Source organism: Nocardiopsis sp. iso_238, from assembly GCF_056173325.1.
Genome location: NZ_CM149668.1, coordinates 3,765,229 through 3,791,614 on the forward strand (window position 1 = coordinate 3,765,229; position 26,386 = coordinate 3,791,614).

Sequence of the window (26,386 nt, forward strand, 5' to 3'; positions counted from 1 at the left end):
CCCTCCCCTGCTGCAGAGGAGGCATTCACAGGTCGAGCTCCACCTCGTCCGCGCTGCTGGCCCGCTGCACGTGGGCTCCGCGTTCCACCTCGGTCAGTTCACTGCCACCCACGGTGAGGTTGTAGTGCAGACGCGGGTCGAAGTCCTCGTTCTGGTCGATCCGGTCCATCACGTCCACGAGTTTGCGCAGGTAAAGCCTGGGCGCGATGCCGACCTTGCCACCCAGCTCGCCCGCGACCGCCTCGGCGAAACCGAGTAGGTAACTGTCGTCGACCCGGCTCCGGACGCGCTGGGGTGCGTCGGCCCCGTCTGCGTACAGCTCCCGCACGGACAATCCCAGTTCGTGGAGCTTGTCCAGGTCGAAACCACCGAGGCGGATCTGGGAGGCGTACAGGTTGTCGTGCCGGGGATCGGGGAGGAAGTCCGTGTGCAGACGCTGGGCCAGTGGCGCCAGCCGCTGCACGCCCTGCGGGCCGTCGAAGAACGCTGGGGTACCGGTGATGACCAGGTACAGCCCGGGAAACTGCTTGTTGGCGATCTCGTCCAGCAGCTGTCGCAGCGCGTTGAGCCCCTTCTCCCGAGTGTCGGTGCGAGCCCTCTGAAGGGTCTCCAGCTCGTCCAGGACGACCACCAGTCCCGGGTGTCCGCAGTCGCGCAGCAACACCAGCAGCCCCTTGAGCGCTGCCAGCGCGCCGAAGTGGTCGAGGTCGCCCTTGATCCCGGCATAGCGCTTGGCCGCGGCTGCGACGTTGGGCTGCCCGCCCAACCAGGCGATGAGCGCCTCGGCGATGGCCGGTTGCCCTTCGGCCTGGGCACGGTGGTAGCCCCGGAGGGCTGCGGCGAACCCGGGGTTGGTGGCGGCGACCTCGGTGAGTCGACGCTCGAGGAGAGCCGTCACGGCCTGGTTGAGCGCCTCCTCGTCGGTTTCCTCCACCGTGCCGTCGGCGAGGACGTCCTCCTCCAGGGAGTACACCCAGTTGTCCACGATCTCGCGCAGCGCGCTGGGGGGCTGGGTGGAGGTGGTGAGCCGTTCGGTCAGGCGCCGGTAGACAGTCTCCAGCCGGTGCAGCGGTGTCTCGGTCTCGGAGATCTGAATCTCGGTGACCGCGAAGTTGGCACGCTTGGCCCGCTCACCCAGCCAACGGACGAAGAACGTCTTGCCGGAGCCGTACTCACCGCGCACGGCCTTGAAGTCGGCCCCGCCGGTGCTGACGTTGCCGAGTTCCTTGTCGAGGGCGTTCTCGTAGCGGTCGAGGCCGACGGCGAACAGGTCGAGGCCGCCGTGCGGGACGGTGCCGCGGCGCAGGGCGCCGACGACCTCCTCACGGCGTGCGGCGCTGACGGGGTTCACGCTCGGCCCCCTCGGAGGAACTGCTGCTGGAGCAGGGCGGTGTTGAGTTCGACGCTACGGTCGCCGTCGGTCAGGGTGAGGACGGGGTAGGCCTCGACGTTGAGGACCTTGCCGACCATCTTGAGGAAGCGCACGGCTCGTGGGTGGCTCTGGGGCCCGTTGGCCGCACGGGAGGCCGCGCCGACGGGCAGGCGCGGGTTGCCTCCGCCCACGGCGGCGAGGGCGTCGACGAGCGCGGCGATCTCCTCTGCGGCCGGTGCCCGGCCGACTCTGCTGAGGCTGGCCTTGAACGCGGAGGTGTCGGTCACCTGCGCTCCCAGGGTCTGCTCTCCGAAGAGGGCGGGGGTCTGCTCGGGCTGGGCCTGCTTCTTGCCCTGCCGTCGCTTCGGGGTGGTGCCGCTCTTCTCCTTCTGGGGGTCCCGGGTGACGAACCCGGAGAAGTCGTCGAACCGCGAGTGGTGCCCGCTGTCGGCCGCAGGGGTGCTCTCCAACGGCTGGGACCACCAGACCGGCTCGACCTCGGCCGGGCCCAGTCGCTGCCAGCCGTGCGGGGCGGTGGCGTGACCGCTCTCCCCCGAGCCTCGGCGTGCCGTCTCCACGGGCACGAACACCAGCACGGGGATGACCATCTCGGCTGCGGAGAAGCCGCCGTGGTAGCCGTCCTTGCGGTCGGTGTAGCGGATGTCCTCCCGGTGGGGGACGACGAGGGTGCCATCGCCGAACAGGACACGGTCTCCGGTCGCGAGGATCTCGCCGTCACCGGGTTCTCCGACGCGGTAGCGGGCGGACTCCCCCGACACGGTCTTGACGGCCTGTCCCCGGTCCCACACGTGACCGTGGTCGGAGGTGAGCACGACGGGGCGGCCGGCACGAGCGGCGGCGTCCAGGAGCGAACCGAGCTTGCCGACCTGCTTCGTGGACCAGGTGGCCTGGTCCGCTTCCCGGCCACGGGAGAGGGCGTCGTCGATGGTGTTGAGGACGACTCCGACCACGGTCTCGGTGTCGTCGATGTCCTCCTGTACCTGTGCGGGAAGGTGGAGCCCGGCGCCGACCTCCAGGTCGCGCTGGTAGTAGAGCACCGCTCTGCGCTGGCCGAAGGCCGTGCGCTTCCACAGGGCGGTGAAGCCGGAGCGTTCGCGGTCCTGTTTCCCCGTGGCGAGTTCGCCGGTGAGCAGGGAGGCCCGCGAGCAGTTGGTGATGGAGGGGACGGTGGCCAGGGCGCCCTCGCGCACACCGGCCTGGGTCCCCTTCGAGATGCGGCCGACCTCGGCGAGGCGTCCGCCTCCGTTGACGTCCTCCGCCAACTGGACGGCGACCTCCATGCTCATTCCGTCGAGCACGATGACGAGCGGTGCCTGGTCCTGTGCAAGCGGCAGGGCCACTCGGCAGAGGAGGTTCTCGGCCCGCAGTTGGGTGTCGGTGGGCGCGTGCCCGCTGTTCCAGCGGTTGACGGCGGTGGCGAACGCCGCGTCGACGCGTGCACGCCAGTCGCGAACCCGCGTGTAGAGGGTGCCCAGGGCCTGGACGAAGACGGGCACGTCACCGTGGTGGTGCCAGATCGCCGAGGCCGCGCGGTCCACCCATCCGGTCTCCTGCACGTGGACCTGGATCCATCCGCGCGCGGTGCTGGGTGTGGTGGCCCCCAACGGCTGATCCGCAGAGCCGAGCGCCATGCGGCGCAGCAGCCGCACCGCGTTCGTGGCGGCGCGTGCCTGCTCCTGCTTGTCCCGGGAGCCGTGGCGGCGGTGGTCGCGCAGCCGCCCCAGTGCCTGTTCCACCTCCCGCAGGTCCTGCGGCAGGGGCCCTCCTCGTCCGTCCTCGCCCAGGGCGAGGGTGATCTGCCGCCCCAGGTCGGCTAGGCGGGTGTGCAGCCCGGCGTCGAGCAGTCGGCTGGCCTGGGCCACCGGTGCGGCGTCGAGCTGGAAGAGGAGTTCCTCGGTACGGCGGACGGTCTCGTCGGCGTGGTCCTCCTCCGCACCGTCGAGCAACCGCACCAGGGACGCGGTGCAGGCGTTGCCGAACTCCCTCAGTTCCCCGGCCCGGGGCTGGTTGGCGCCGAAGTACCTTTCCTGGGCACGGATCAGGGCGTGCTGGGCCGCGCGGGCCGCGTCCCGGTCCCCGTCTGGGCGGTCCTCCTGGGCTGCCTCGTCGAGTTCGGACAGGGTGAGCCCGATGGGGACTGCGTCGAGCGCGTGGCCGCGGTCCAGGAGTGTGAACAGCACCCGCGGGACGGCTCCGAGGTTCTCCTCGACCTCGCGGCGCAGGTCCTCCCGTTCGTCCTCGTGCAGACGGGTGAAGGCGGCCACGGAGGCGGGGTTGCGGGTCCATTCCAGGAGCGCCGCGCTGTCCACCTGTTCGCCGGGTTTGCGGCCGAAGCGCGCGGAGACGGCGATGGACAGTGCCTGTTCGAGCTTGAGCACACCGGTGCCCAGTTTGAGCTGGTGGGTGGCCCTGATCTCGCGCAGGGTGTCGGCCAGCCAGCTCAGCCGGCCCGAGTACAGCCGTGGGTCGATCCGGGTGACCTTGAGTTCGCCGCGCAGCAGCTCCCAGTCGTCGAGGCGGACCACCTCCTCGCCGAGGAAGCGGCCCAGCAGCGCCTCACCAAGGTCGGCGGGGTCGAGCGGAGTGAGGACGACCACGTGGTCGACGTCCTCGTTGCTACCGCTCAGCGCGTGCACGAGGGTCAGGACGCTGTCGGCGCCCACCACCCGTACGGTCCGCTGCTCGTTCGTTCCCTGACCCGTCTCGATCTGCACGGTGAGGGTGCCGGGGCCGTCCCAGTGCGGGGCGGCGGACAGGGCCAGAGCAGTGGCACCAGAACGCGGGTGACCCTTGGCGACCCGCCGGGCCTCGGCGTCCAGCGCGCGCTCCAGCGCACCGGCCAGACTCTCCGCACTCACCCGTCCCAGGGCCGGGGCGGCGGGTCGGGACGCAACGGCCCGGGTGGTGGCGCTGTTCACTCGGCCTCCCGAATGGTGATCTGGATCTTGCGGTCCTCGGGGATACCGAGTCGGGTGCGCAGCTCGGCGACGGCCGCGTCCACGCCAACCCCGGGGTCGACTGTGGCCCAGGCCCCGGCGGGAGTGGCGGGGGGCTGCGGCAGGGTGGGTTCGTGTTCGACGCGCACCCCGGTGTGCTCCGGCCAGGTGCCGCCACCCCGCTTTGTGTGCGGCGGAGTCCCCCGTCCTCCGGATGCCTCACGGATGATGAGATTGTTCAGCGCGCTGGCGGCGCTGTTGGCGGAGCTGAGAGCGGTGGCCAGTTTCTGGGTGCTCTCGTTGTGCCGCGCGGCCTCCCGAAGCGCGCCCAGGATCTGCTCGGCCCGGCTGGAGTGTGTGCCACCCGCATGGATGATGGTCTCCAGCGACTCCAGCAGGTCCCACCGGGCGGCGGCCAGGGCCTGGGCGAGGTTGCCCGCCCCCGTGATGCTGAGGTGGTAGACGCCGCTCTGCTCGGGCAGGTCGGCCTGGCCGAGCGCCCTGACCAGTTCGGTGTCGTCCGCCAACCCGCTGAGTCGGCCGAGGAGCTCGTCCGCAGCGCGTGCGGTGCGCAGACGCGGGGCCTCTTCGTTCAGTCCGAGCACCTGGGTGTGCCTGGTGAGTTCACGGACCAGGTGTTCGCTGCCCGCTTGGAGCCGGTGTGCCTGTTCCTTGAGCTGTTCGGCCATGCGCTGCACGGACCGGCTGTTGAGCAGCGGCTGGGCGGGGAGCCCGAAGATCCGCTGGGCGCGCTCGTTGGCCTGCTGGAAGTCCTCCTCGGAGGGCAGTTCCTGGCGGCGGAGCACGATGTCGTCGGCGAGCTGGCCGATGTCCGCGCCGGTGTAGCGCTTGCCCGCCCGGATCCAGGCCCGGTCGCTCTGTACGGCGTAGACGAGGACCAGCAGGTCGACGATGTCCTCGGGGAGCCCCTGCCCGTCCTCGCGGGCACGGATCCACTTCTTGAGGTCGCCGACGCGCACGTCGGTGCTGGTGGGCATGTTGAGCTTGACGAACCGGTCGATCTCGCGCTGCCAGTCGTCCCGGAGCACGAAGACCTCGCCGACGGTGGCGATGCGCAGCGGACCGGCGATGTGCCGCAGGGTGGGCAGGTCGCTCTTGGGGGCGTTCTCGTACCGGTTGAGCTTGTCGGCCTTGGCCTCTTCCACCGCCTTGAGCACGATGCTGAGGTCGCCGCGCCGGAGCGCGGACTTCCTGGTGGGGCTGGCCAGGTCGGGGTGCTCGGGGTAGAGGTGGTCCAGGAGCTTGGTGGTGATCCGCTCGAGGGCGGCCGGGAACTGGCTGCCTGCCTCCAGGGGGATGTTCAGGCCCTGGGGCATCGGCTCGATGTGCGGGTCGGCGGGGGCGCCATAGTCGCTGCTGTCCCGCTCCACCTCCACCAGGCCATAGGCGCCGCGCAGCAGGTTGCCGATCTGCGTGGTGAGCTGGTTGCGCTGGTTGTCGAGCTGGGCGCGGGCCTCACGGCGGTCGTCGCTACTCCAGTCGGGTGCCTTCTCCTCGATCACGTTGGGTTCGAGGAGGTACTCCATCATGAGGATCCGGCGAGCGTCCTCCAGCTTGCCTGGCGACAGGAACGTCGGCAGCCAGACCAGACCCGGGACGGTCTCGCCGAACTCCTCCCGCAGGGCCTGCACGCGGTAGCGGTCCTCGGAGGGGCTGTGGTCGCCGTCGTCGAACGGGTAGTCGATGACCACCCGGACGGCGTTCGTGGCGACCGGCCGGAACTCCTCCCGGCCGAGGTCGTCGGTGGAGCGCACGTTGCCGAAGACCAGCTCGACGGCGCGCTGGGTGCCGCGCCAGACCACCCCGGCGCGCTCGGCCCCCGGCTCCAGCCCGAACTGCTCCCACAGTAGGCGCTGGAACAACCGACGCAGGGCGTGGTCGTTGGCGGCGGAGTAGGCGCTGCGCATCAGGGACTCGGTGTCCACCCGCAGCAGGTTCAGGGACAGCGTGGGGTTGTCGCTCTGCGCGCCGACCCGCACCTCACCGAACTGGGCGGCCATGTCCTGGAAGAAAGTGGTGGCCGCCTTGACGTCCTGCCCGGGGCGGCGGGCCTTGACGATGCCCTGGTTGAGCGCCATCGCCCGACCCACGGTGAGGTCCTTGAGCGCGGGCACGTTGGGAGTGAGCGCGCTCAGCAGGAGGGTCTTGACCAGCAAGTCGTCCCGGCGGAACGGGGAGCGCACGTCCAGACCGGCCACCTCTGCCTTGGTGACCTCGTGCTTCTCCAACAGCCAGGGCTGGACCTTGTTGAGGTAGAAGTTGCTGATCTTGGCGTACTCGGCGCTGAGGTGGTCCTTGAAGGGCTTGGCCTCGCCCTCGATGAGCACGTCGAAGACGGCGCCGATCGGCACCATCTGGCCCACGGGCAGAGTGGTGCGGTACTTGACCAGCAGTTCCAGGAGGAGCTTGATGGCGCTGCGCTGGCGCTGGAGTGCGTAGGACATCTCCACCAGGACGTGCAGCGCGGCGGGGCTGAACGGGTAGAGGCTGCGGAAGTCCTCCCAGGTGCTGGTGTCGGCTCCGCCCGCGCTGTCGAGGAGGGTGTCGCGTACCTCGGCCCGGCTGCCGCGCATCCGCTCGAAGGCCGCGTCGATCTCGGCGGCGGCCTCGTCGCTGCGGGGCTTGATGAGGCGGTGCCGGGCGATCTCGGTGAGGTTGGCGTCGGCGAGCTTGATGTGGCCGAAACGGCCGTCCCAGTAGCTGATGGTCTGGGAGATGCCCTCGGTTCCGCCCCCGAGGCCGACGAGTTCACGCAGGTCCCGCTGGCGGGGCACGAAGCTGATGATGGGCGCGGGCCGGTGGCTGTGCGAGGACTCGACCAGCTTGGCGATCTTCTGCACCTCGCTGCTGATCCGACCCTCGTCACCGATGAAGGCGGTGAAGCGCAGGATCAGCTCGTCCAAGAGCAGGACGACGGCGTCGCAGCCCAGGTGCTTCTTGGCGTGGCGGCTGATGACCGACAGGCCCTCGTCGATGCTGACGTAGGCGCCGCTGGAGTCCCCCACCGCGCTGGTGTAGCGCTTGAAGGGGCCGCTGATCAGGGCACTGATGAGTTCCTGGCGCAGGCCCTGTTCGGTGGCGACCTCGGTGTCGGGGTGGACGGCGAAGGCGGCGTCGAGGGTCTCGGTGCTCCAGGTGGAGGGACCGGCGAGTTCTCCCCAGACGTCGTCGGACTCTCCCTCGGCGGAATCGCCCCGGGACGGCAGCAGGTCGATGAACGCCTCGTCCCCCATACGGGCGCGCTGCTCACGAGCGTCCTCCAGCAGTCCGTCCGCGCGGTAAACCGCCGGGACCGGAGCGTCCGGGTACTCGTGACGCACCTGGCGCACGTACCCGCCGAGGATGTTGGCCTCGATGGAGACGTCCTTCTCCACCAGGTGCGCCTTGACCTCGATGAACTTCTTCCCTGACAGCCAGCTGTCGTGCTTGGCGAGCAGGTCGGCCAGGCCGGGCTTGCTCCGGGCGTCCGGGTGGTGGTCCAGGATCGCGGAGAGCACCGCGAGGAAGTGGCTCTTACCGGCACCGAAGGAACCGTGCAGGTAGGCGGCCTGGGACTTGCCGTCGGTGACCGAGGAGCGGATGGTTTCCAGGGCCTGGTCGAAGCTCTCGGCCAGCTGGGGGGTGACCACGTACTCGGCGAGGGCCTGGGCCTGGCGGGTTGAGGTGCTCTCGGTGAGCTTGACGACCAGGTCGCCGTCCTGGACGGCGAGGGGGATGTCGATCAGGTCGCTGATCACTCGGCCGGTGCCGCTCGAACCAGGGGAAGGGGTCGTCATCGCCGGGGCGCGCCTTTCTGCGTTCTGCTCGGGGGGTGGGAACCGTGGGCGCGGCCAGTGCGAACACTCCGGGCGCTGGAGTGTCCGGTGGGGCGCACGGTTCCCGATTCTGGGCCGGGGTTCCAGCCTAAGTCCGGGTGAGGACAGGAACACCCTGTGCGGTGGAGCGGTGAAGGGCGAGGTACTGGGGGAGGTTCGTCTTGCTGTGTTGGAAGGAGGGTTGGGGCACTGATGTGACGAACGGGGTGGGATTCGGGTTGTCATACGGTTTCAACCCACTGCTTACCCAGAGGAGCGGCGGCGTGAGCACGCCGCGTCCAAGGGATGGACGCAAGTTGAGGGGGTGCTGTGGGTTCCGGGCCGGAGACCAGCGGGCGGTCTCCAGCCGTGAAGTGGGGGTGACTCCGCATTGTTGAAGCGGAGGGCGCTGGGGGTCAGGCCTTCTTGCGCCCTCGGGCGGTTTGCGGACGCCAGGCCCTCATCTCCGACTCGGTGATGCCGGTGGTGTCACGCAGTTCGGCGAGGTCCGCCCTGAGGTGGTCGGCAGGGGTCTCGCCGTACTCGTCGGCTTCGGTGTGCCACTGCTGGACCCAGGGAAGCAGCTCGAGCATGCCCGCGAGGAGCGGAATCATCTTGTCGCGGTAGTCCTCTTCCTTGCCCCAGCCGAGTTCATCGAGGCGCTCATGGGCGAGGGTTCCGAGGGCGTCCGCCTGCTGGGCGTGGTCCCAACCAGCCCAGCCGAGGAGGAGGGTCGAGTCGCTGTCCGTTTCCGCGCCCGGGTAGGAGACGAACCGCTCCTTGGGCACGTCGAGCTTTCCGCGGTTGGACCAGTACTCGTTTCGACGGAAGTCAGCGGACGTGTACTTGGGCGGGGCGGGGATGTCGAGGCGGTGTTCCTTCTCCCCCTCAGCGAGATCGGCGTTGAGTTTGTCCTCCTCACGCTGGAGGTCCCACACCCGCTCCCAGTCGGCACGCTTGCGCAGACCGGTGTCCTTGTAGCGCAATGCGGCGAGGTAGGGAACGTGCTCGGTCTTGACGATCTCCTCGATGACCTCACCGAAATCCTTCGTGGGGTCGTAGAGCGCAGCGACTTCAGCTACCTCGGGGAACAGGTCCCGGACCCGGTTGGCCAAGGCGCGAAGCGAAAGCGGATGGGAACGCTCGTCTCCGTAGTCGTCGGTGTTGAACCAGAGACGCCGGTCCTCGCACTTGTCCAGAAGCCAGGACTTGAGCGCGGCCTTCTGCTTCTTCTCCCAGGGTTCAGATTCCCACCGGCGCTTGTACTCGGGGCGCTCGAGCAGGTTGATGTTCTTGTCCGACTCGATCAGCTCGATGCGCTTGGCGACGACCTTCTTGTAGGCGTCCGGCCAGTGCTCTGGGATCTCAGCGATAGGAGTGGAGCGATGACGGTCGAACCAAGCTCCAAAAGCCTCCTCATCAGCCAACTTGCGCGCTAGCACGATCTCGAAGGCTCGTTCCCCAAGGGAAGTGGAGGGGACATCGAAGGTATCCGGGATGGTCAACTCGAGAAGCTGGTCCTCGCTAGTGAGGCCGTAGCGGAAGTAAACGTCCCAGTCAAGTTCTTCCTGGAGGGAAATCATCCGTTTGCGAGTGGCGATGTAATCGGCGTGAGCTGCCCCAAGGGCCTCAGCTGTAGGGGTACTCGATTCGACCAAGGCCAAGGGTTCGAGAGAGGACAGTTTCTGCGCGAGGGAATCAATCTCCTTTGAGCGCCCCAAAGGAAGCCTACCTGGAAGTGGGAACTCCTTGATCTTAGTACCAGAGAATTCAAAGTACTCCTCCCATTCCCAACGCCCAGTTGACCTTTCCCCTCCCCGATTTCCTTTTCCCTGACTCACCTGCTTAAGCCAGAAACACGAAGTCGAGGAGTTCAGAACCCCCAGCAACTCCAGGTGCTGGTCTTCGGTTGCCCCTTCCGGTAGCTTGATCGCCGGCGCCGAACGATTGAAGACCTTCCCTCCACGATCCAGCACAAAATGGTTATGCGTCGACACAAAAGCAAAAGCAATTGAGAGCGGAAATACATACCTTCCAGGGAAGAACATACTGTGATCAAACCACCGCAAACCCCTAGACTCTGGAGTCTTCCCAAAATCAACTCGCCTCCTCAAAGCCTCCTTGTTCCTCCAGAGGAACTCATACTCTTTTCGCGAGATATCGCGAGGCAGCCCAGAATCATTATACGGAAAAATTGCCCGAACCGGGCAATTCATCATGTAGTCCCGGACGCCATCACCCAAGGCAACTGGGACGCTAGCCCGAAGAAGCCCCCTAGACGCAAAACCGGAATCCGGCCCATAGAAAGCTTCATCTAGGCCAGTGTGAGTGCTCCGTCCAACCACATCAATCCGCCCCAGCAGCAGGCCAGGATTCGACTTCAAATCCAACAGAAGCTTCCCCGCACCACCACCAGAAAGGCTCCACGGGTAATCCTTAAAGTCTCCCCAAGACAAATCGTCTACGCTCACCCATTCGGAGTCAGATCTTCCCTCCAATCGAAGTTGCTCAACAATTGCAGACCATACTAGCCCTTGCGAAGGAATCACAGGCTGCCCTGGCTCTCCTCGAACACCCATAACTGCACGCACGGTTCCAGTGTGCGCAGGAAGAACATTCCTTCCAACAAGAATCACCGTTGGCGTGCCGTGAGCAGGAATGTATGCACCCGAAGTGTCGATTACGTGAGTCAGTCGAACTTCGTTACGGAAAAATTCCTCGATGAGCTTCTTCCCGAACTCGCGCTTCATGAAGGAGTTAGAAGTGATCTGACCAACGAAACCAGCACCAATTTTGTCACCCCCCGCACGCCTGGCGAGATTGAAAAAGCGCTCAGCGAACGGAACTGAAAGAGCGTACGCTCCTGAGCACGTAGAATAACGATTCCGGTAGTTCTGGTTCTCCTGCTTGTCCTTCACCGTGATGTAGGGAGGGTTCCCAACCACTGCGTGATAGCTGGCGACGCCCAGCAGATCGAACTCGAGCTCGTACTCGAAGATGTCTTCCGAGGAGTAACGGTGAACTTCGCTCCCAGAGCCGAAGAGATCCTCCTGACGCTGTGGAGCACCACGACCATGGAGAAGGGAGTCGCCAGCCGCAACAACGATGGGCCACTCGGGGTTACCTGCACTCAGGGCAGTAACCCCACCCTCCTGCATCGCTGCGATGAGGAGGCGGAAGCGCGCGATGGCCACCGCGTAAGGATTCTTATCTACGCCGTGGACGCTGCGCAGGCTCCGGCTGATCAGGTCCCAGTCCGAGGTACCCGGCTCGGCCTCGCGCCACTTGCCAAGCAGGCGGTGAAAAGCTCCCAACAAGAAGTGCCCTGACCCACAGGTCGGGTCAATCAGGCGAAAGCCCTTGTTGTCCTTCTGGTAGATGCGGTTACCGTCGAGGCCGAACTCCTCGATCGCTGGTTCCAGAGTGTAGTCGAGGATGAACTCCTCGACGAACTCCGGCGTCTGGAGCAGCGCGTACTTCTTCCGAGTGGCTTCGGACAGATCCTGGTAGAGGTCGCCCAGGAAACGGGTGTTCCACTCGGAGTCGGTGAAGTCATGGACCAAGTGGCCGTCTTCGCCCACGGCACGCCAGAAGTCGATAATCTGCTTGGCCGCCGAGTGGGACGGGGTGATGGTCCACATGGGGTTGTGCCGCTTGTCGAAGAGCCCCGCCATGACCGAGGAGACGCTCATCTGTTCGAAGGCATGCTCCAGCCAGTCACGGTCAGTTCGCTCGGTAGCATCGGGGTTCTCGCTCCGTCCTTGGAGAACCCATGCCTCCTTCAGCTCCTGGGCGACGCCGTACCGGTCACGCGCATCCTTCGGACCTGCGATGAACGGCTGTTCAAGAAGTCTGTTGTCCTCGCAGAAGCGGAGGAAGACCGTGGACAGCACCCACGCCACTGCGGCCTGGGTGATCTGACCCTCGCGCCACTCCGCCTCGGTGACAGCCGTACGCTCGGCATCCCGCGCACGCTGGTACTCGCGCTTGAGGGAGGCATCGAAGGTCTCAGGCTCTCCCGTGGAGTCGGTTCCCTTGATTGCTGTCGGGTCCTGACCGCGTTCGCGTAGGTCGTCCTCCAACAACTTCACCTGCTTTTGCAGGTCCTTCAACAGCACCGCCTGATCGACCACGGGGGGCTCCAACCACAACGAGAGGGACGGGGTACCTCTCCATTGTCACGCGTGGAGCACCTTGGTCACACCGGCATCCTCGATCGTGATCCCCACTGTGTGACGGTGGTGGACATCTAGGCATGGAGGTCCACCACCGTCTTCGATCGACAGGGTTACCAGAGTTCGACGAGGTGCGGCAGAAGCCGGTTGAGAATCTGGACGTCGGGGACCTCGGTGAGGCCGGTGGGGCTGGCGATCCAGTAGGAGCCGGTGCGCTCTCCGTACCAGATGATCAGGTGCGGGTTGCGGGCCTGGAGAGTGGCGGCGAGGTCGTGCTCGGTGCGGTACTCGGCCAGGTGCCCGCCGAGGCGGGGCAGGTGCTGGGCGCGGCGGCTGCGGCAGGAGTGGTGTTCGCAGGTGGTGCAGGCCGGGCCGGAGAGTGGGTTTCGGGGGAGAGCGTCGCTGGAGGGTCGGGGTGCGGGGATAGGATGCGTCACTGATCCTGCTTTCTGACTTTGCTAGGTCTGGATTTCGGGGTTGTGTTGGGGGCCCGGGAAGCGTTGGCGCGCTTTCCTGGGCCCTTTTTTCGTGCGTTGCTGTTGAGGGCTATGGCTCGTGGGTCAGGTGGGGCCAGAGGCTGTCTCGCAGGTCGTAGGCGAGGAAGCCCCAGACTTCGCGGTGGCCGGGTCGGCCGTTGTCGCCCCAGTGGGTGGCCAGGGCGTTGATCATGGCCAGTCCTCGCCCGGAGTCGCTGGTGGGGTCCAGGCCGCCGGGGTCAACGGTGAGGTGGTGGCGTTCGTGGACGCTGATCATGCGGTCAGTGGTGACCCCGTCGTCGCGGCAGATGACGCGCAGTCCGTCCCGGTGGCGTTCGCACAGGAGCCGGTAGGAGCGTCCGGGCAGTCCGGAGCGGGAGTGCTTGAGGGCGTTGTTGGCGAGTTCGGAGCCGATGAGGGTGAAGAGGTAGCGGTAGTCGGTGCTCTGCTCGGCGGCGCAGGTGTTCAGGAAGGCCCGGACCAGTGGGAGGAAGAGCGGGGAGGCGCCGAAGTCGTAGCGGCGGGTGCGGTAGTGGGGGCGGTCGGGTCGGCCGTTGAAGTAGTGCCGGTAGGCGTGGGGCACGAGTTCGTGGAGGGCGATGGTCACCTGGGCCATCGGGGGTACGGGGGCGAGTACGGGCATGACGAACAGACTCCTTACGCAGGCGGAAGCAGTGAGTGGGGCGAGGGAGTGCCCGCAAGGCCGATGACCTTCACGTTTTCCCTACGGAGGGAAAGGGGCACGACGTAGCCTGAGCACCCGAGGTCCTGCCACTGTGTGTGAGACGCCGGTCACTGGCTACACACTCATCTTGCAACTCGACATTGTCGAGAGTCAAGCGATTCGGGAAAATGTCGAGTTTTTCGGCTAGGCTCGTCCCATGCGCATCCCTTACAGCCCCACCCTCAGGCTCCGTCTGCTCGTATCCGAGCTCAAGCAGGGTCGCGAACGCTCCAAGCTGACGGTTGCCCAGGCGGGCAAGGCCTTGGGGTGGACCGCGTCCAAGATCAGCAAGATCGAGACCACTGAGACTCGTCGCATCACCACTGGTGACCTGGACAAGCTCATGGATCTTTACGAGATCAGCGACCCCTCAAAGCGCCTAGCTATGCACGCTCTGGCGCGCGATGCCAAGGAGAGGGGCTGGTGGTCAAAGTATCGGGAGGTCTTTGGGGAGCAGGCTCTACCGGATTTCGAGGCGGAGGCTTCGGTCATCCGTAGCTTCGAGGGGTTGGTCATCCCTGGGCTGCTTCAGACACCGGAGTACGCCGAAGCCCTGTTCCAGGGTGGGCGCTACACCGATGCGAAGGACATTGCCCACCGTGTAGACGCTCGGATGACTCGGCGTGAGATCCTGTCTCGTATCAACCCGGTCCACTTTCGAGTCGTCATGGATGAGGCAGCTCTGCGGCGGATGGTGGGTGACGCGTCGATCATGTCCCAGCAGCTGGGGCACCTTCTCGACATGGCGAAGATGCCCAACGTGGACGTTCAGGTACTGCCGTTCACCGCAGGCTCTCACGCTGCTTTGGTTGCCCCGTTCAGCATCCTGGAGTTCCCCGAACACCTGGCGCTGCCGATCGTCCATGTCGGTACCGTGACGGATTCAGTATTCTTCGAGCAGCCCAAGGATGTTGCGCGCTACAGTGCCACGTTTGGCGATATCCAGGGCACTGCACTGAGCACTACCCAGAGCGCCCGGTTCATTACCGACGTGCTCACGTCCCTAGAGAGTGACCGATGAGCAACGAGCTGGTTTTCCGCAAAAGCAGCTACAGCGGGCAAGAACCCAACTGCGTAGAGGTAGCTGACCTGCCTTGCGGAGCGGCTGTCCGCGATTCGAAACACCCCGCCGAGGGCCACGTCCCCTTCCCCGTAGCCGAGTGGTCAGCCTTCCTGACATCGGCCCGCACCTCCCAGAGCTAATCCCAGTGTGACGTGGTGGCCGCCGGGCACAGTTTTCTGTCGGCCGCCACGCTGTCTCTGAGAGCGACGGCCACCGGTCCCCGGCAGCACTACTCCACCTCTCAGTGGTGACCAGTCGGCATGATGCTGAAGGCTCTCGCGCCAAATGCGAACGCCCCAAGCAAGGCAGGCGTCCACCAGCCGTCTCTGCTGTCATCCGGATCTCCCCGGCACCACTGAGGAGGTGGAAACACAGTGGTCAGGTTCCTTAGGTCTTCGGGCTTGGCGACAGGGTGGCGTCGTCGGCGAGCCGGTACGACGAGCAGGGTGCATTCCTGGAGGGCGATCGGTTTACTGTCCGCGACATCGCCGCGAGATGCCGCGCGGAGATCGCCACCCTCCGCCACACCGGCGAAGAGCCGGAGCGCTACTCCCTACGCGACGTCGAGGGGACCGCGCTCCAACGCGACTGACCGCGGGTCCTCCGAATCCCAGGGGGCAGCTCGAAGCGCGATCCAGCACCGGACGCACGCACGGGCGTTTGACCCCCGCTGCGCCCTGCTGCTTCTTCAGCCCATATTTGACTGATCGCGCAAACCCCCCACATCGGGATTCTTGTCGCTTACTCCGGCCCTGACAGCATCGCAACCGATCAGTCTCCTGAACTGCGGACAGAAAGACTTCAGATCCACGCTGGTGACCACTCCGCAGAAGCACTCAAGGACCTACGGAGACTTTCAGGGATCTCCCACCTCGTCCGGCCTAGGCCACCCAAGGGAACCGGACATCAACCGTCCACGCTCCAGTCCCGCATCTCGCCATGAGCTGCTACTTCCCCGGAGTCGACCGACTGTCTGGCAAGAGCCTCAGGCCATGCCACCACGGCGAAACCGACCATGGATCTCCCTCACCAAATCCACTCTCGGCCCACGACCGAGGCATGTTATTTTGCTTGCAGCGCGCTCACCCCCATGCCGGAGCGCGCGAGAGGGGAACCCATGGCAGACCCTTGGGAAGCGGACTCATCAGCGGAAATGAAGCGCAGGCTTGGAGCCTCACCGGCCGAACTCGGCAATTCCAACAACATCGACAAATGCCCGGACATCTGGGAGCTCGACAACGGGGACATCGCGGTCATAGGTCGCGATCTCACTGATTCCTATGCTCCACGCCTCCCTGAGGGTGTGGCTATCGCAGAAGACGAACGGCTGGTCATCATCCCCCGTTCCACACTCGTCTCAGCGAAATCGGACATCGCAGATGCTTGACTCCGTCAGCTCCTTCCCCGGCGACCACCTGAGTCTCTCCGAGTACGGCGATGACTTCGGAGACCGCTTCCGATCACTCCGCAGCGCCGACGTCTGGAAACTCGAACGGCAGCAGGAGTTCCACGAGCCGGAGAGCGAGAGCTGGATGGCCTTCCTCCAGGGCCGCCGGGAGGAGTCCCTTCGGCTGATGGAGGCTGATCGTCCCGCCCTGCGCAAGATGTTCGAAGGCCTGGCCCAGGCCGGGTGCCGGGTCCGGCGGGTCCGGGTCGTCGAGCAGCCCTTGTCGACCTACCTGCTGTGGGAGTTGCACTCCGCAAGGATTCGAGCCCAGTGCGGCGAGGACATCCGTGTCGTCACCCCGGAGGCGCTCTCCGCCTTCGAACAGGAAGGCCCCGTCCCGGAGATCGTCATTCTCGGTGAGGAGGTGACCTACCGGATCCTCTACGACGCTCACGGAGAGGCCGAGGGAGCGGTTCGCTATACCGACCACGCTCTCCTCGAACAGTGCCGGTCCGAAATCGCCGCCCTGCACGAGCGGGCCGAACCCGTGGAGGACTACTTCGTCCGCGAGGTGGCCGAAGTGGGAACGCCCCGTGCTCGATGAGCACACGCCTCTTCCGGGCGAGGAACCCGAGGAGGGTTCGACCAGCGGCCATCAGTCACGGATGTCGGGTGTCTCCGGACGAGCGATCCAGGCTCGGGACGTCCGTGGTGGAGTGCACTTCCACGGGGACGGCCAGGAGAGCTCCGGTGCCCCGGTACCGCGACAGCTCCCCGCGGACGTGCGCGGATTCGTGAACCGCACCGGTGAGCTCGAGCTACTCAGCAACCACATGCCCGGTACCGGTCAGGAGTCCGGCGGGCGAGCAGAGGCGGCGATGCACGTCATCGTCGGCACCGCTGGGGTGGGGAAGACCGCCCTGGCACTGCGCTGGGCACACCGGGTCCGCGGCCGCTTTCCCGACGGACAGCTCTACGTCGACCTCCAGGGGTACGGTCCAGGGCTGCCCCTGCCAGCGGACCAGGTGTTGGAGCGGTTCCTCCGGGCCTTTGGCGTCGCCGCAGACTCACTCCCACCCGACACCGACAGTCGGTCCGCCCTCTACCGCTCGTACCTGGCGGAGAAGCGGGTGCTGATCCTGCTGGACAACGCGGCCAACGCCGCCCAGGTGCGACCGCTCCTGCCCGGCTCCGCCGACAGCGCGGTGGTCATCACCAGCAGGGACCGGCTGTCCGGGCTGGTCGCCAGGGACGGGGCACGGCGACTCACCGTACGCACCCTGGACACGGATCAGGCGGTGGAACTCCTCGAGTACGTGACCGTGCAGCACCGCCCCAAGGATGACCCGAGCGAGATCGCCGAACTCGCACGCCTGTGCGGACAACTTCCGTTGGCCCTGCGCATCGCGGCCGAACGCGCGGCCAGCCGTCCGCACATGCCCCTGGCCGACCTCATCCAGGACCTGCGCGACGAATCCGGGCTGTGGGACGCGTTGGCCACCGATGACGAGGAGGAGGCGGACACCGTCCGTTCCGTCTTCGCCTGGTCCTACCGGGTCCTGCCCCAGGACGCGGCACGCCTGTTCCGGCTCCTCGGCCTGCACCCCGGAAGGGACTTCGGCACCAACGCCGTAGCCGCGCTCGCCGACCTTCCGGTGCGCAGGGCCCGACGCTCACTGGACACGGTCGTCGGTGCCCACCTGCTCGAGCAGACCGGCACGGACCGCTACCGGTTCCACGACCTGATTCGCTCCTACGCGATGGACCAGGTACGCGACGAGGAAACCGCCCAAGACCGAACAGCAGCCCTGAAACGCCTCCTGACCTGGTATCTGCGCACGGCCTACTCCGCGGCTCTCACCGTGGACTCTAACCTGCGCCGCCCGGAGCCGGACCAGGTCCTCACTGCTCCGTCCTCGGGGCCGGTTCTCTCCGACAACTCGGACGCGCTCCGCTGGTTCGAGCAGGAGGAACCGAACCTGAGAGCCGCGGCACAGACGGCTGCCGAGCACGACTTCACCGACCTCACCTGGCGGTTCCCCCACGTGCTGGGGCATTTCCCCGTCTACGGCGAACCCTGGATCAGGATGCTCGACCACGGCTTGAGGGCCCTACGCACAGAACACCACCCTCGGGCCGAATCCGACCTCTGGGAGAACCTCGGTATAGCCCACCTCCAGGCCAACCGGTTCGAGGCAGGTATCGAGCACCACACACGTGCCCTGGAACTGAGGCGGGAACTGGGTGACGAACACGGGGTCCTCATGTCCCTGAACGCCCTCGCCCTGGCCCAGCAACGCGGCCGCAGGCTCGTTCAGGCGCGCGAGAACTTCGAGCGTTCCCTCGCTGCGGCCCGAGGTCTCGGAAACCGCCTGTGGGAGGGGATCGCCATGGGGAACCTGGTCCGCTGCCTCCTGGAACTGGGGCGATGGGAGGAATCGGTGGCGCTGGCCGACCACGCTCTTGCGATCCATCGGGAGACCCGGGACCGCGCCAGCGAGTTCGCCTGTCTCACCGCCCTGAGCACAGCCAGGCGGGAAGCGGGGCAGGCCGATCTTGCCCTGTCGCTGACGCAGAGAACTCTGGAGATCGCCCACGATCTCGACCTCACCACCTACGAGGGTTTCGCTCACCTGGAGCTCGGCCGCGCCTACTCGATGCTCGACCGCCCGGAGGAAGCGCTCCGCCATTTCCATGAGGCGGCCAGCCTGCACCGATCGATGGGTGAGCACGTCCGCGAGTCCGAGTCCTTCGAGGGTGTAGGCGGGATCTACCAGTCCCTCGGCCGTCTGGACGAGGCGGCCCGCTTCTACCACCAGGCCGCCAACGGCTACCGCCGCAACGGCGCCCACTGGAACCTGGCGGTCTGCCTGGATCGCTTGGCCACAGTAATCACCCAGAACGGCGAAGAAACGGGGGCCCAAAGGTACCGGCGCGAGGCTCTGGAGTCCATTGGGGACTTCCATGACCCAAGAGCCGAGCACCTACGCGAGCAACTCACCGCCCATCTTGGCGACGTGAACGGCTCTTGAGTAGCCGTTGAGTTGCGGATAACTCGATGGCATAAAAAGCACCAGGGATTCATAGGTGGACAAATGAGACCAGATGACGCACTCCTGAGCTTCATTAGCAGCCGCCGAAAGGCCGAACGCGAACTCGCTGGTTGGAAATCCGGGCCAGAGCGGCTACTGGTCCTGCTGCAATGCGCAACCCGTCTTCGCGCCATGGAGTTTGCTCGTGGGATTGACACGGAAGTTCCCTGGGAAACCGTACTTGCCCAAATCATCACGTGGCATCACGAGCTTCCGTTGGGGGAAGGGGCCTGTGACAGTGAAAACGCCATGGAAATCTGCATCGCTGCCCTGGCATCGGCCCGTCTGGATAACCTCGAGGGAACCGTGCGAGCCGGAGGCTACGAGGTGCGTCGCCGAGGCAACGCCTTCCGTGTTCGCTTCCGTTGGGATCCAGCAATCGAAGCCGCTGACATGCACCTGGAACAGGCCGCCCACCCCACTAGTCTTCCGGAGCTCTCCTCAACCGAGCGCGAGTGGATCAGGGGCCGGTCACGACCATCCCGGGAACTCCCCCCACCGGAGGTTCTCCACGCTGCAGCCCAGCGCGCACAATCGGCCATTGACATTCACCGGCAGGCTCTACCGGAGGGCACTCTTCCCGACACGTTCCGACTCGATGAAGGTCTTACCGTCGGCCACGCTACCGCCGTACTGTCGGTCATCATGGGTCTTGCCTCACTTTGTGAGTCGACAGCACACATACTTAAGCGCACCGAAACAACACTTGCCCATATTCATCGAGATAAGTTGTCAGAGATGGTCGCCGACCAGCTACCCACGGTCCCGTCAGAACATGTCGAAGCCACCATCGATCAGCTTACCTTCAAAAAAGGTCGTTCCTGCCGAGCATCACCTCTGGCCGAGGTACAGGGGAATGTCATCGTGTGCCCGCCACTGATCACACCTCGGGCCGTTGACGCGATCATCCTGCGCAGTTCAGCCTATAATCCAAATCGTTATGGTCCTATTGGCCAACGCCAAGGACGCCGGGCAGAGAAATGGAAGGACTGGCTTGGAGAGATTCCTGGGGTTCTTGTGTCCGAGCGCATACGGGCTCGGCGCCAAGACAACCGTATTGCTGGGGATCTTGATGTGGTAGCCGTGGATCCGCAACAACGACGCGGTGTGTGCCTGGAGATCAAGTGGCCCATCGACGCAATCTCCTTGCCTGAAGTCATCAAGATCGAAGACTGGGTGAAATCGGCATCGGCCCAGGCCAACAGGCTCCGCACCGAGCTGACCTCGGGTGAAGCAACAGTTCAACTGCCCCACGGCTGGCCCAAGTTCTCCGATATCGACTGGACATGGGCTGTGGCCACACCCCAACAGCTCTGTCTTCGGCCAGTTCCCTTTGACGACATTCATGTGACGTCGTTTCGATACATGACCGGTCTCGATGCACCCAGTTCTCTAGACCAGGTCATCGACACCCTCATCTCACCCGATCTGCCCGTCGAGAACATCGATTTCCACATCGGCACTCGCGAATTCATGATCGGCCATCAGAAAGTAGTCCTCGATGTGATCGAGCTTCAGGACAAGATATGGAAGCCATACCACAGGGGAATCAGCGACTCCCAGAATCAAACCATGGCGCAGGCGGCTCCGGGTCCACGTCACCTTTGAAGGTGGCCCCGGAGCAACTTCACGTACCGCATCACAGTTTTTGAGCAATGGCTACCCGACCAGCACGGCCTCCGGGGCGGTGAAGCCCCTCGGCAGCAGAACCTGCTCGGAGTCAGCGATGATGCCGGCGGGCTGGCCGTCCAGCGTGGCCGGGGTCTGCGGACCCCGCATGGGGCACAGCAGCCACAGGCCGTACGGTGCACGGTCGGCCTCGCGAGCCTCCTGGATCAGGCGGCCCAGGAGGGACCGGCCCGCCTCGTACCGGGCCAGGGGTGTCGCCCGGTACAGCACCACCACACCACTACCGGCGGGTGATTCCGCACTGGCAGTGCGCACCCTCTCTCCCAGGCGCTGGAACACCTCCTGGAGCAGGGTCTCGAAGGGCCTGGGCCGGGGCTCACTGTTGTCGGCCTTGGCCAAGTGCTCCCAGGTCAGGCCCCTGCCCTTGGCCTCCATGACCTCGTCGACCACGCGGACGAACTCGGTCGAGACGTCGAGGGGAACGGTGCCCGGCATACGCGTGAGCATCCGAGCTGAGCGCTCGGTGTCGGGCAGCCAGGTCTTGAGCGCCCGGTAGCCGCCCCGCTGGACCGCCTGCTCCAGTCGCTGCCAGGCCTGCAGGGACGCGGTACCCACCTGGTCCAGCTCGTGGTGGTGTCCGGTGTGGGTCGAGGGCTGGTAGGTGGTGAACTCCGGCTCCAGATACCAGCAGACGGTGTCGCCGACCCGCTCTTCACGGAGTTTGGGGTGGCGGTGCTTGAGCAGCGCGTGCAGCTGCTTTCGGCTCGGCGCGGGCAGTGCGGGGAAGCGCGAACGCACCCGGTCGCTGATCTGCTCCGGGGTGATCCCGGGTTTGCCCAGGTAGCCGATGGCCTGGGTGATGCGCAGGGCCCGCTCGAGGTCGAGGTCGACCGGGTACAGCTCCAGTCGCGGGGTCGCCGCCGCGCGTTCCGACGCTGCCGCGGCGAGCTGCACCAACGCGGTGTCGGGGAGAGGCTTCATGCCCTCCGGCGACTCCGTTCCGCGCAGGGCCTCCCGCACCGTACCGGGACCAGGTAGGGCGTCGGAGCCGCCGAGAGCCACGAGTTCGTCAGCGCGCTCACCGAGGGATTCGGCGTAGTCGAACAGGTCACCCTCGACCGGTACCAGGGGGTCGTTGTCGATGACCCGAGCGACGATCACCCGGCGCGGGTAGCGCCGCGCCACGAAGCGCTGTTCGGTCCGCTGTTCCTCGTACTCCACCACCGCCCGCACCGCGGCGAGCGCGTACACCGAGCGCTCCTCCGTCTCCAGGGTGGAACCACGCATGGACAGCAGTTCGGAGGCGATCTGGCGCACTTCGCGGAGCCGGTTGTTGCGGTCCAGGATGTCCGTGACGTCGTCGCGGACCGAACCCATCAGAGAGGCGTTCTTCGCCCAGTGTGCGAAGGCCTCCTGCAGCGCCTCCTCGACCCGTTCCTGGGGCAGGGAGAGCCGGTCGGCGATCTCGCGCCGGGTGGGCCACCAGTCCAGGAGACCCTTCTTGCCCTCGGGCGTACCCAGCAGCTCACGTACCACCCGGACCCACCAGCGGTTGGCCTCGGTCGTGTTGGGCAGCAGCTGACGAATCACCTGGTCGAGCAGGGCGTTGCGCTTGGTCTCCTCATCGGCGCCGCTGGGCAACTTGGCCTTGGCCGGGACGGCGTACTCAGCCACGTCCAGACTCTTGCGCCAGTAGGCCGTGGCACTGCTGAGTTCGTTGCGGATCCCTCGAGTGCTGCCCCGCATGTGGGTGATGTCCCGGACCGGGGTGCGCAGTAGCTGACCGACGGTCTCGCAGCGCAGAATCCGCTGGGCGGTGTCCACCGCGAGGGGGGTAAGGCCCGCGAGGTGGAGAGGGGTCTCCACCGTGGCGCTCTCCATGTTGCGCCGACGGGTCTCCTCCGTGTCCTGCGCCGCTTCAGCGGGGGGCGCGGCATGGAAGGAGGCCTGCCACGCCGTGCGCATGTCCGCGAGGGAGGCGAAGCGCTTGCCGAGGTCCCGGTGCAGGGCACGGTGGAAGAAGTCCACCAGCGCGGCACGGCTCTGTTTGGGGAAGGCCTCCTCCGTGAGGCGGGGGACCTCGACGTCCTCGCCGAGGAACTCCGGAGAGACGCCGTCCTCGTCCCAGAGCGGCAGTTCACCGGTGGCCATCTCGTGCAGGGTCACCGCCGCCGCGTAGCGCTCGGCGTAGTCATCGTAGGGGCGGCTCTCACCGAGGAAGGGGTCGAGGTAGCCTCGGGTTCCGGCCGAGGTGTGGGTCAGCGGGGCCTTGGAGAGCGAGAAGTCGAACAGCACCAGGGCGCGCGCCTTCTTGCGGGTCTGCGCCACCCCCAGGTTGGCGGGTTTGATGTCCCGGTGCAGGACGGCCCTCTCCTCCAGGTGCTCCAGCGCCTCGAACAGGTGCTGGCCGAAGGTGTGGAGCTCACCGCTGGTGAGCGCACCCTCCTCACCCAGAAAGTCGGAGAGGGTCTTCTGTCCGGCGCGCTCCAGGACCAGGACGGTGCGTTCCCCGATCTCCTCCAGGCCGGGGTCGGCCCCCTTCTCGGTGGCGGCCATGTCCACGATCCGCGGATGAGCGCCCACCTCGCGCAGGGTCTCGGCCTCACTGCGCAGAGCGGCCGCCGCGGATCCGGTGTTCAGCGCCACCTTGTAGACGATCTCGCGCCCGGCCGCCTGGTTGCGCATCAGCAGCGCCCGGGAGGTGGCCCCCTTACCCAGGATCTCGCGCACCTCCCATCCCGGGGTGACCTCGTCCCCCGTCCGGGCTTCGAGCGGGTCGGTGGTGACCTCGGGCAGGGTCAGGCGTTCCTCGACCTCGTCGAGTCCGCGCAGGAACGCCTGCACGGTGGCCAGCCGGTCGTTCGGGGAGCGCTGCGTCGACTCCCGCACCAGGGTGTCCAGCTGCGGGACGATGTCGTCGCTGACCGCCGCCGGGGTGAGGCACTCGTGCTGCTGAATGGTTTGACTGAGCTCGGCACGGTCTCTGGCAGGAGGCCGCCCGGTGAAGATCAGGTAGGTCAGGGCTCCCAGGCCGAACAGGTCCTGGGCGGCCGCCCGTCCCGCGTAGTCGGGGAACTCGGGGGCCAGATACGCGGCCGCGGCCTTCTCCACGTGCGCGGCGAGGGCTCGACTTCCCAGGGCAGCGTCCAGGTGCTCGGTGGCTCCAGTGCTGGATGCGGCGTGCGAGGTGCGGTTACCGCGTAGGCGCAGGCTCTCCCTGGAGGCCACCTGCCAGTCGGCGATGTACAGGCGGGGGTAGCTGCCGTCCATCTCCACCCACACGCTGCGGGCCGCCAGCGCCCGGTGGTAGAGCCGGTTGCGGTGGGCGTGGTTGACCGCTTCCGCGAGTTGGCGGACCATCACCATGCGGGTGTCGACGTCCAAGCCCTCGCCGTGTTCGGCCATGAAGTGGTCCAGGCGCTGCCAGGACTTGTGGTGCCGGAAGGCGATCGCCGGACCGAGGTCAGTGCCGCCCTCCTCGATGAGCCCGTAATACTCGGCTTTGACGATGCCCTCGTGCGAGATCCCCTCCAGGGACATGTACTCGCGTTTGGCCGCGCGCTCAACGGAGCGGCGTTCGTCCTCGCTCGCGTCCTCACCGTAGTGGTAAAGGCGCACGCGGCTGAGTCCGCCGAGGCGCTCGTGCTTGGCCTTGAAGTCGGTCCAGGTGGGTCCGCTGTCGAAGGACCGCTTCTCCAGGGTGTACTCCCCCAGTTTGAGGGCGCGGTCCATGGGCGTGATGCCGATGGTCTCCATCAGGCGGGTCACGTGTTTGAGGAAACCCGGGTCGACCTTGCTGTGGGGGGTGTTGATCAGCCCGTCCGACACCCCGGGCAGGCCGGTCTGCTTCTCGAGTCCGTCGCGGCCGTAGACGTGAGCGGCCTGGACCTCGTCGAACTCACATCGCAGGTCGGGGTCGGAGAGGAACACCCCCGCCTCGATGAAGGGGATCCGCACGTTGCGCAGACCGAGCTTGTTCACCGCCCACTGCAGGCGGTTCTTCAGTTCCTTGGCCTTGAGGTCGTTCAGGTGCAGGGGGTTGCTGATGGTCCGACGACGCCGGTCACGGTCGACGAAGGTCCACTCACTGCCCTGGTTGGTGGCGTGCCCGGGGTGGCTCTTGATCTCGATGAGGTAGGCACCGGTGGGCGTGACTGCGAACAGGTCGCACTCGCGGATGCGCTCGTTGCGCGCGGTGAAGGTGAATCCGGCCCAGGCACGGTAGTTGCCGGTGGTCGGGAACCGTTCCCGGATGTGCTCCAGCGCGGCCTGCTCCCAGGGGAACTCCGAGGGCTTCCCCCACCACCGGTTCGACATCCGATCCGCTCCCTGTCCGGTTCTGCGACGCGCGACTGCCCGCCCAGCATAGGACTCCCGTGAGACAGCAGGGGTTGTCCTTGGAGTCCTGCCCATCCACAGCTCGGCCCCAGGGAGAAGTCGACACAGGCCGGTCCACGCAGTTCCTGGGAGCGGAACCTGAGGTGCCTTTGACCTCAGTGGTAACCCGAGAGTCACGTTTTCGCTCCAGAAGCCTGGCTGGTTCCCCTGCGTGGCCGCTATCGGTCATTCCTGTGCACGCTGATGAACAAGGGGGAAGAGTGAAACCAGACACACGAAGCGGAAGCCCAACAGGTGAGTCCGTGCCCACCGCCGGGTGACGCCGTTCCCATCATTAACCGCAGCACGCCGGAATCGAATCAGGAATCTTCGCGGCGAGGTCCGGAGATCACCGAGCACGCAATCACGTTGGGGCCAGATGCCAGAAACCACCTCCCCTCCTCCGCACAACTCCTCATGCGAGAACGCCGAGCAGGCTAACTGCCATTGTCACTGCCGTGGGGCAGGCCACCAGAAGAACTTACTCATACGAGCGGCACGATGCTCGGATTCTGGTGAATACGAATCACTACGTGAAAGCCTCCACGAAGTCTTCGGAGGATTCCACAAGGACGCACGAGATGTAGGCACTCGGACGCGTCCAGCCCGAAACGTTCCCACTCAGAGCGAGATCTCCACACTTGCCCTCAACAAGAGAAAGGGGGCCACCTGGTTGGAGACCCTCCTGGTCGATGAGGCTCTGCATGCTACATTCGTCAAGCTAGCGGAAGCCAGCCTCCGATGTAGCGCGCAAACGAGAGAAACCCAGGAGAAGTTCGTTAGCAAGGTGACAAGCGATGCCATCTCCATCGTTGGCTCGGAAGTCACCCTGAAAAGCGTCACAGAGGCACACGTCTGGTGCAGCATCGTGTCAGAGTTCCTGTCCCGGTTCAGCGAGGACAGCGACTCTCCACCAACCCCTAGAAGTTTCTCGAGCATCTGCTACCCCCGAAAGAGCAGAGGTGCAAGTCCCAGCTCTCTCAAGGACGTCCGAGAGCTGGGACTTCATCACGTCGCGGACACCTTCAGGATGACCCGGAACATTCATGAATCCACAAAGATAGAATACTTGCGTCTCGTCGGAGCCGCCACTTGCCCTGACCTGTGGCGCCATGCATCCGCCGTCCGCTACTGCCTCTCCCCCTTCGTAGGGGATGAATCCTGGCCGCCGCGCGCCACTACCAGACTGGCAGTCCCACCACATTTCAAAGAGCTCGAATCCAGGTGGAAGAGGAAAGGGAACTGGTAGCAGCACCGGCTTCAGTGAGAAAAACCGACCTGTGCGTAATCACCCTGGTGACGAAACCTCTGCTATTCAT

14 protein-coding genes are annotated in these 26,386 nt (G+C 65.8%); 7 read left to right on the forward strand and 7 right to left on the reverse strand.

From position 1 onward, the window contains the following. Positions 1 to 25: 25 nt before the first annotated feature. From brxD to AC0VYL_RS17175, 6 genes are all read right to left on the reverse strand, one after another. Positions 26 to 1,351: a BREX system ATP-binding protein BrxD gene (brxD, locus tag AC0VYL_RS17150; protein WP_475480822.1), complete on the reverse strand. Its 1,326-nt coding sequence runs from the start codon at positions 1,349 to 1,351 to the stop codon at positions 26 to 28. Then, positions 1,348 to 4,311 carry a BREX-2 system phosphatase PglZ gene (gene pglZ / locus AC0VYL_RS17155; RefSeq protein WP_475480823.1) on the reverse strand — a complete coding sequence of 988 codons (2,964 nt, stop codon included), beginning with the start codon at positions 4,309 to 4,311 and terminating at the stop codon, positions 1,348 to 1,350. The genes brxD and pglZ overlap by 4 nt, the downstream gene beginning before the upstream one ends. Further along, positions 4,308 to 8,126, reverse strand: a complete 3,819-nt coding sequence (locus AC0VYL_RS17160; RefSeq protein ID WP_475480824.1) for a BREX-2 system ATPase PglY family protein — start codon at positions 8,124 to 8,126, stop codon at positions 4,308 to 4,310. Before AC0VYL_RS17160 ends, pglZ begins: the two co-directional genes overlap by 4 nt. A 434-nt stretch (positions 8,127 to 8,560) precedes the next feature. Continuing rightward, positions 8,561 to 12,277, reverse strand: a complete 3,717-nt coding sequence (gene pglX / locus AC0VYL_RS17165) for a BREX-2 system adenine-specific DNA-methyltransferase PglX (RefSeq protein ID WP_475480825.1) — start codon at positions 12,275 to 12,277, stop codon at positions 8,561 to 8,563. 155 nt (positions 12,278 to 12,432) lie between these two features. Further along, the gene (locus AC0VYL_RS17170; RefSeq protein WP_475480826.1) at positions 12,433 to 12,756 is read right to left on the reverse strand and encodes a hypothetical protein; all 324 of its coding nucleotides are present in this window, start codon (positions 12,754 to 12,756) and stop codon (positions 12,433 to 12,435) included. A gap of 109 nt (positions 12,757 to 12,865) precedes the next feature. Next, a complete protein-coding gene (locus AC0VYL_RS17175; RefSeq protein WP_475480827.1) occupies positions 12,866 to 13,438 on the reverse strand; it encodes an ATP-binding protein in 573 nt (190 codons plus the stop codon). 238 nt (positions 13,439 to 13,676) lie between these two features. Between AC0VYL_RS17175 and AC0VYL_RS17180 the strand changes: the two genes are divergently transcribed. From AC0VYL_RS17180 to AC0VYL_RS17205, 6 genes are all read left to right on the forward strand, one after another. After that, positions 13,677 to 14,540, forward strand: a complete 864-nt coding sequence (locus AC0VYL_RS17180; RefSeq protein ID WP_475460780.1) for a helix-turn-helix domain-containing protein — start codon at positions 13,677 to 13,679, stop codon at positions 14,538 to 14,540. Continuing rightward, positions 14,537 to 14,722: a DUF397 domain-containing protein gene (locus tag AC0VYL_RS17185; protein WP_475480828.1), complete on the forward strand. Its 186-nt coding sequence runs from the start codon at positions 14,537 to 14,539 to the stop codon at positions 14,720 to 14,722. The genes AC0VYL_RS17180 and AC0VYL_RS17185 overlap by 4 nt, the downstream gene beginning before the upstream one ends. Positions 14,723 to 15,699: 977 nt before the next feature. Then, entirely contained in the window at positions 15,700 to 15,969 is a 270-nt protein-coding gene (locus tag AC0VYL_RS17190; protein ID WP_110049001.1) for a hypothetical protein, read from the forward strand. Then, positions 15,962 to 16,573 carry a DUF6879 family protein gene (locus tag AC0VYL_RS17195; protein WP_475480829.1) on the forward strand — a complete coding sequence of 204 codons (612 nt, stop codon included), beginning with the start codon at positions 15,962 to 15,964 and terminating at the stop codon, positions 16,571 to 16,573. The genes AC0VYL_RS17190 and AC0VYL_RS17195 overlap by 8 nt, the downstream gene beginning before the upstream one ends. Then, complete coding sequence (locus AC0VYL_RS17200) at positions 16,563 to 19,001, forward strand: ATP-binding protein (protein WP_475480830.1); 2,439 nt, start codon at positions 16,563 to 16,565, stop codon at positions 18,999 to 19,001. Before AC0VYL_RS17195 ends, AC0VYL_RS17200 begins: the two co-directional genes overlap by 11 nt. Before the next feature lie 63 nt (positions 19,002 to 19,064). Further along, positions 19,065 to 20,669: a hypothetical protein gene (locus tag AC0VYL_RS17205; RefSeq protein WP_475480831.1), complete on the forward strand. Its 1,605-nt coding sequence runs from the start codon at positions 19,065 to 19,067 to the stop codon at positions 20,667 to 20,669. 51 nt (positions 20,670 to 20,720) lie between these two features. Here the strand turns inward: AC0VYL_RS17205 and pglW are convergent, their stop codons facing one another. Then, entirely contained in the window at positions 20,721 to 25,007 is a 4,287-nt protein-coding gene (pglW, locus tag AC0VYL_RS17210) for a BREX system serine/threonine kinase PglW (protein ID WP_475480832.1), read from the reverse strand. 733 nt (positions 25,008 to 25,740) lie between these two features. Here pglW and AC0VYL_RS17215 point away from each other — a divergent pair. Beyond that, complete coding sequence (locus AC0VYL_RS17215; protein ID WP_475480833.1) at positions 25,741 to 26,316, forward strand: hypothetical protein; 576 nt, start codon at positions 25,741 to 25,743, stop codon at positions 26,314 to 26,316. Positions 26,317 to 26,386 lie beyond the last annotated feature (70 nt).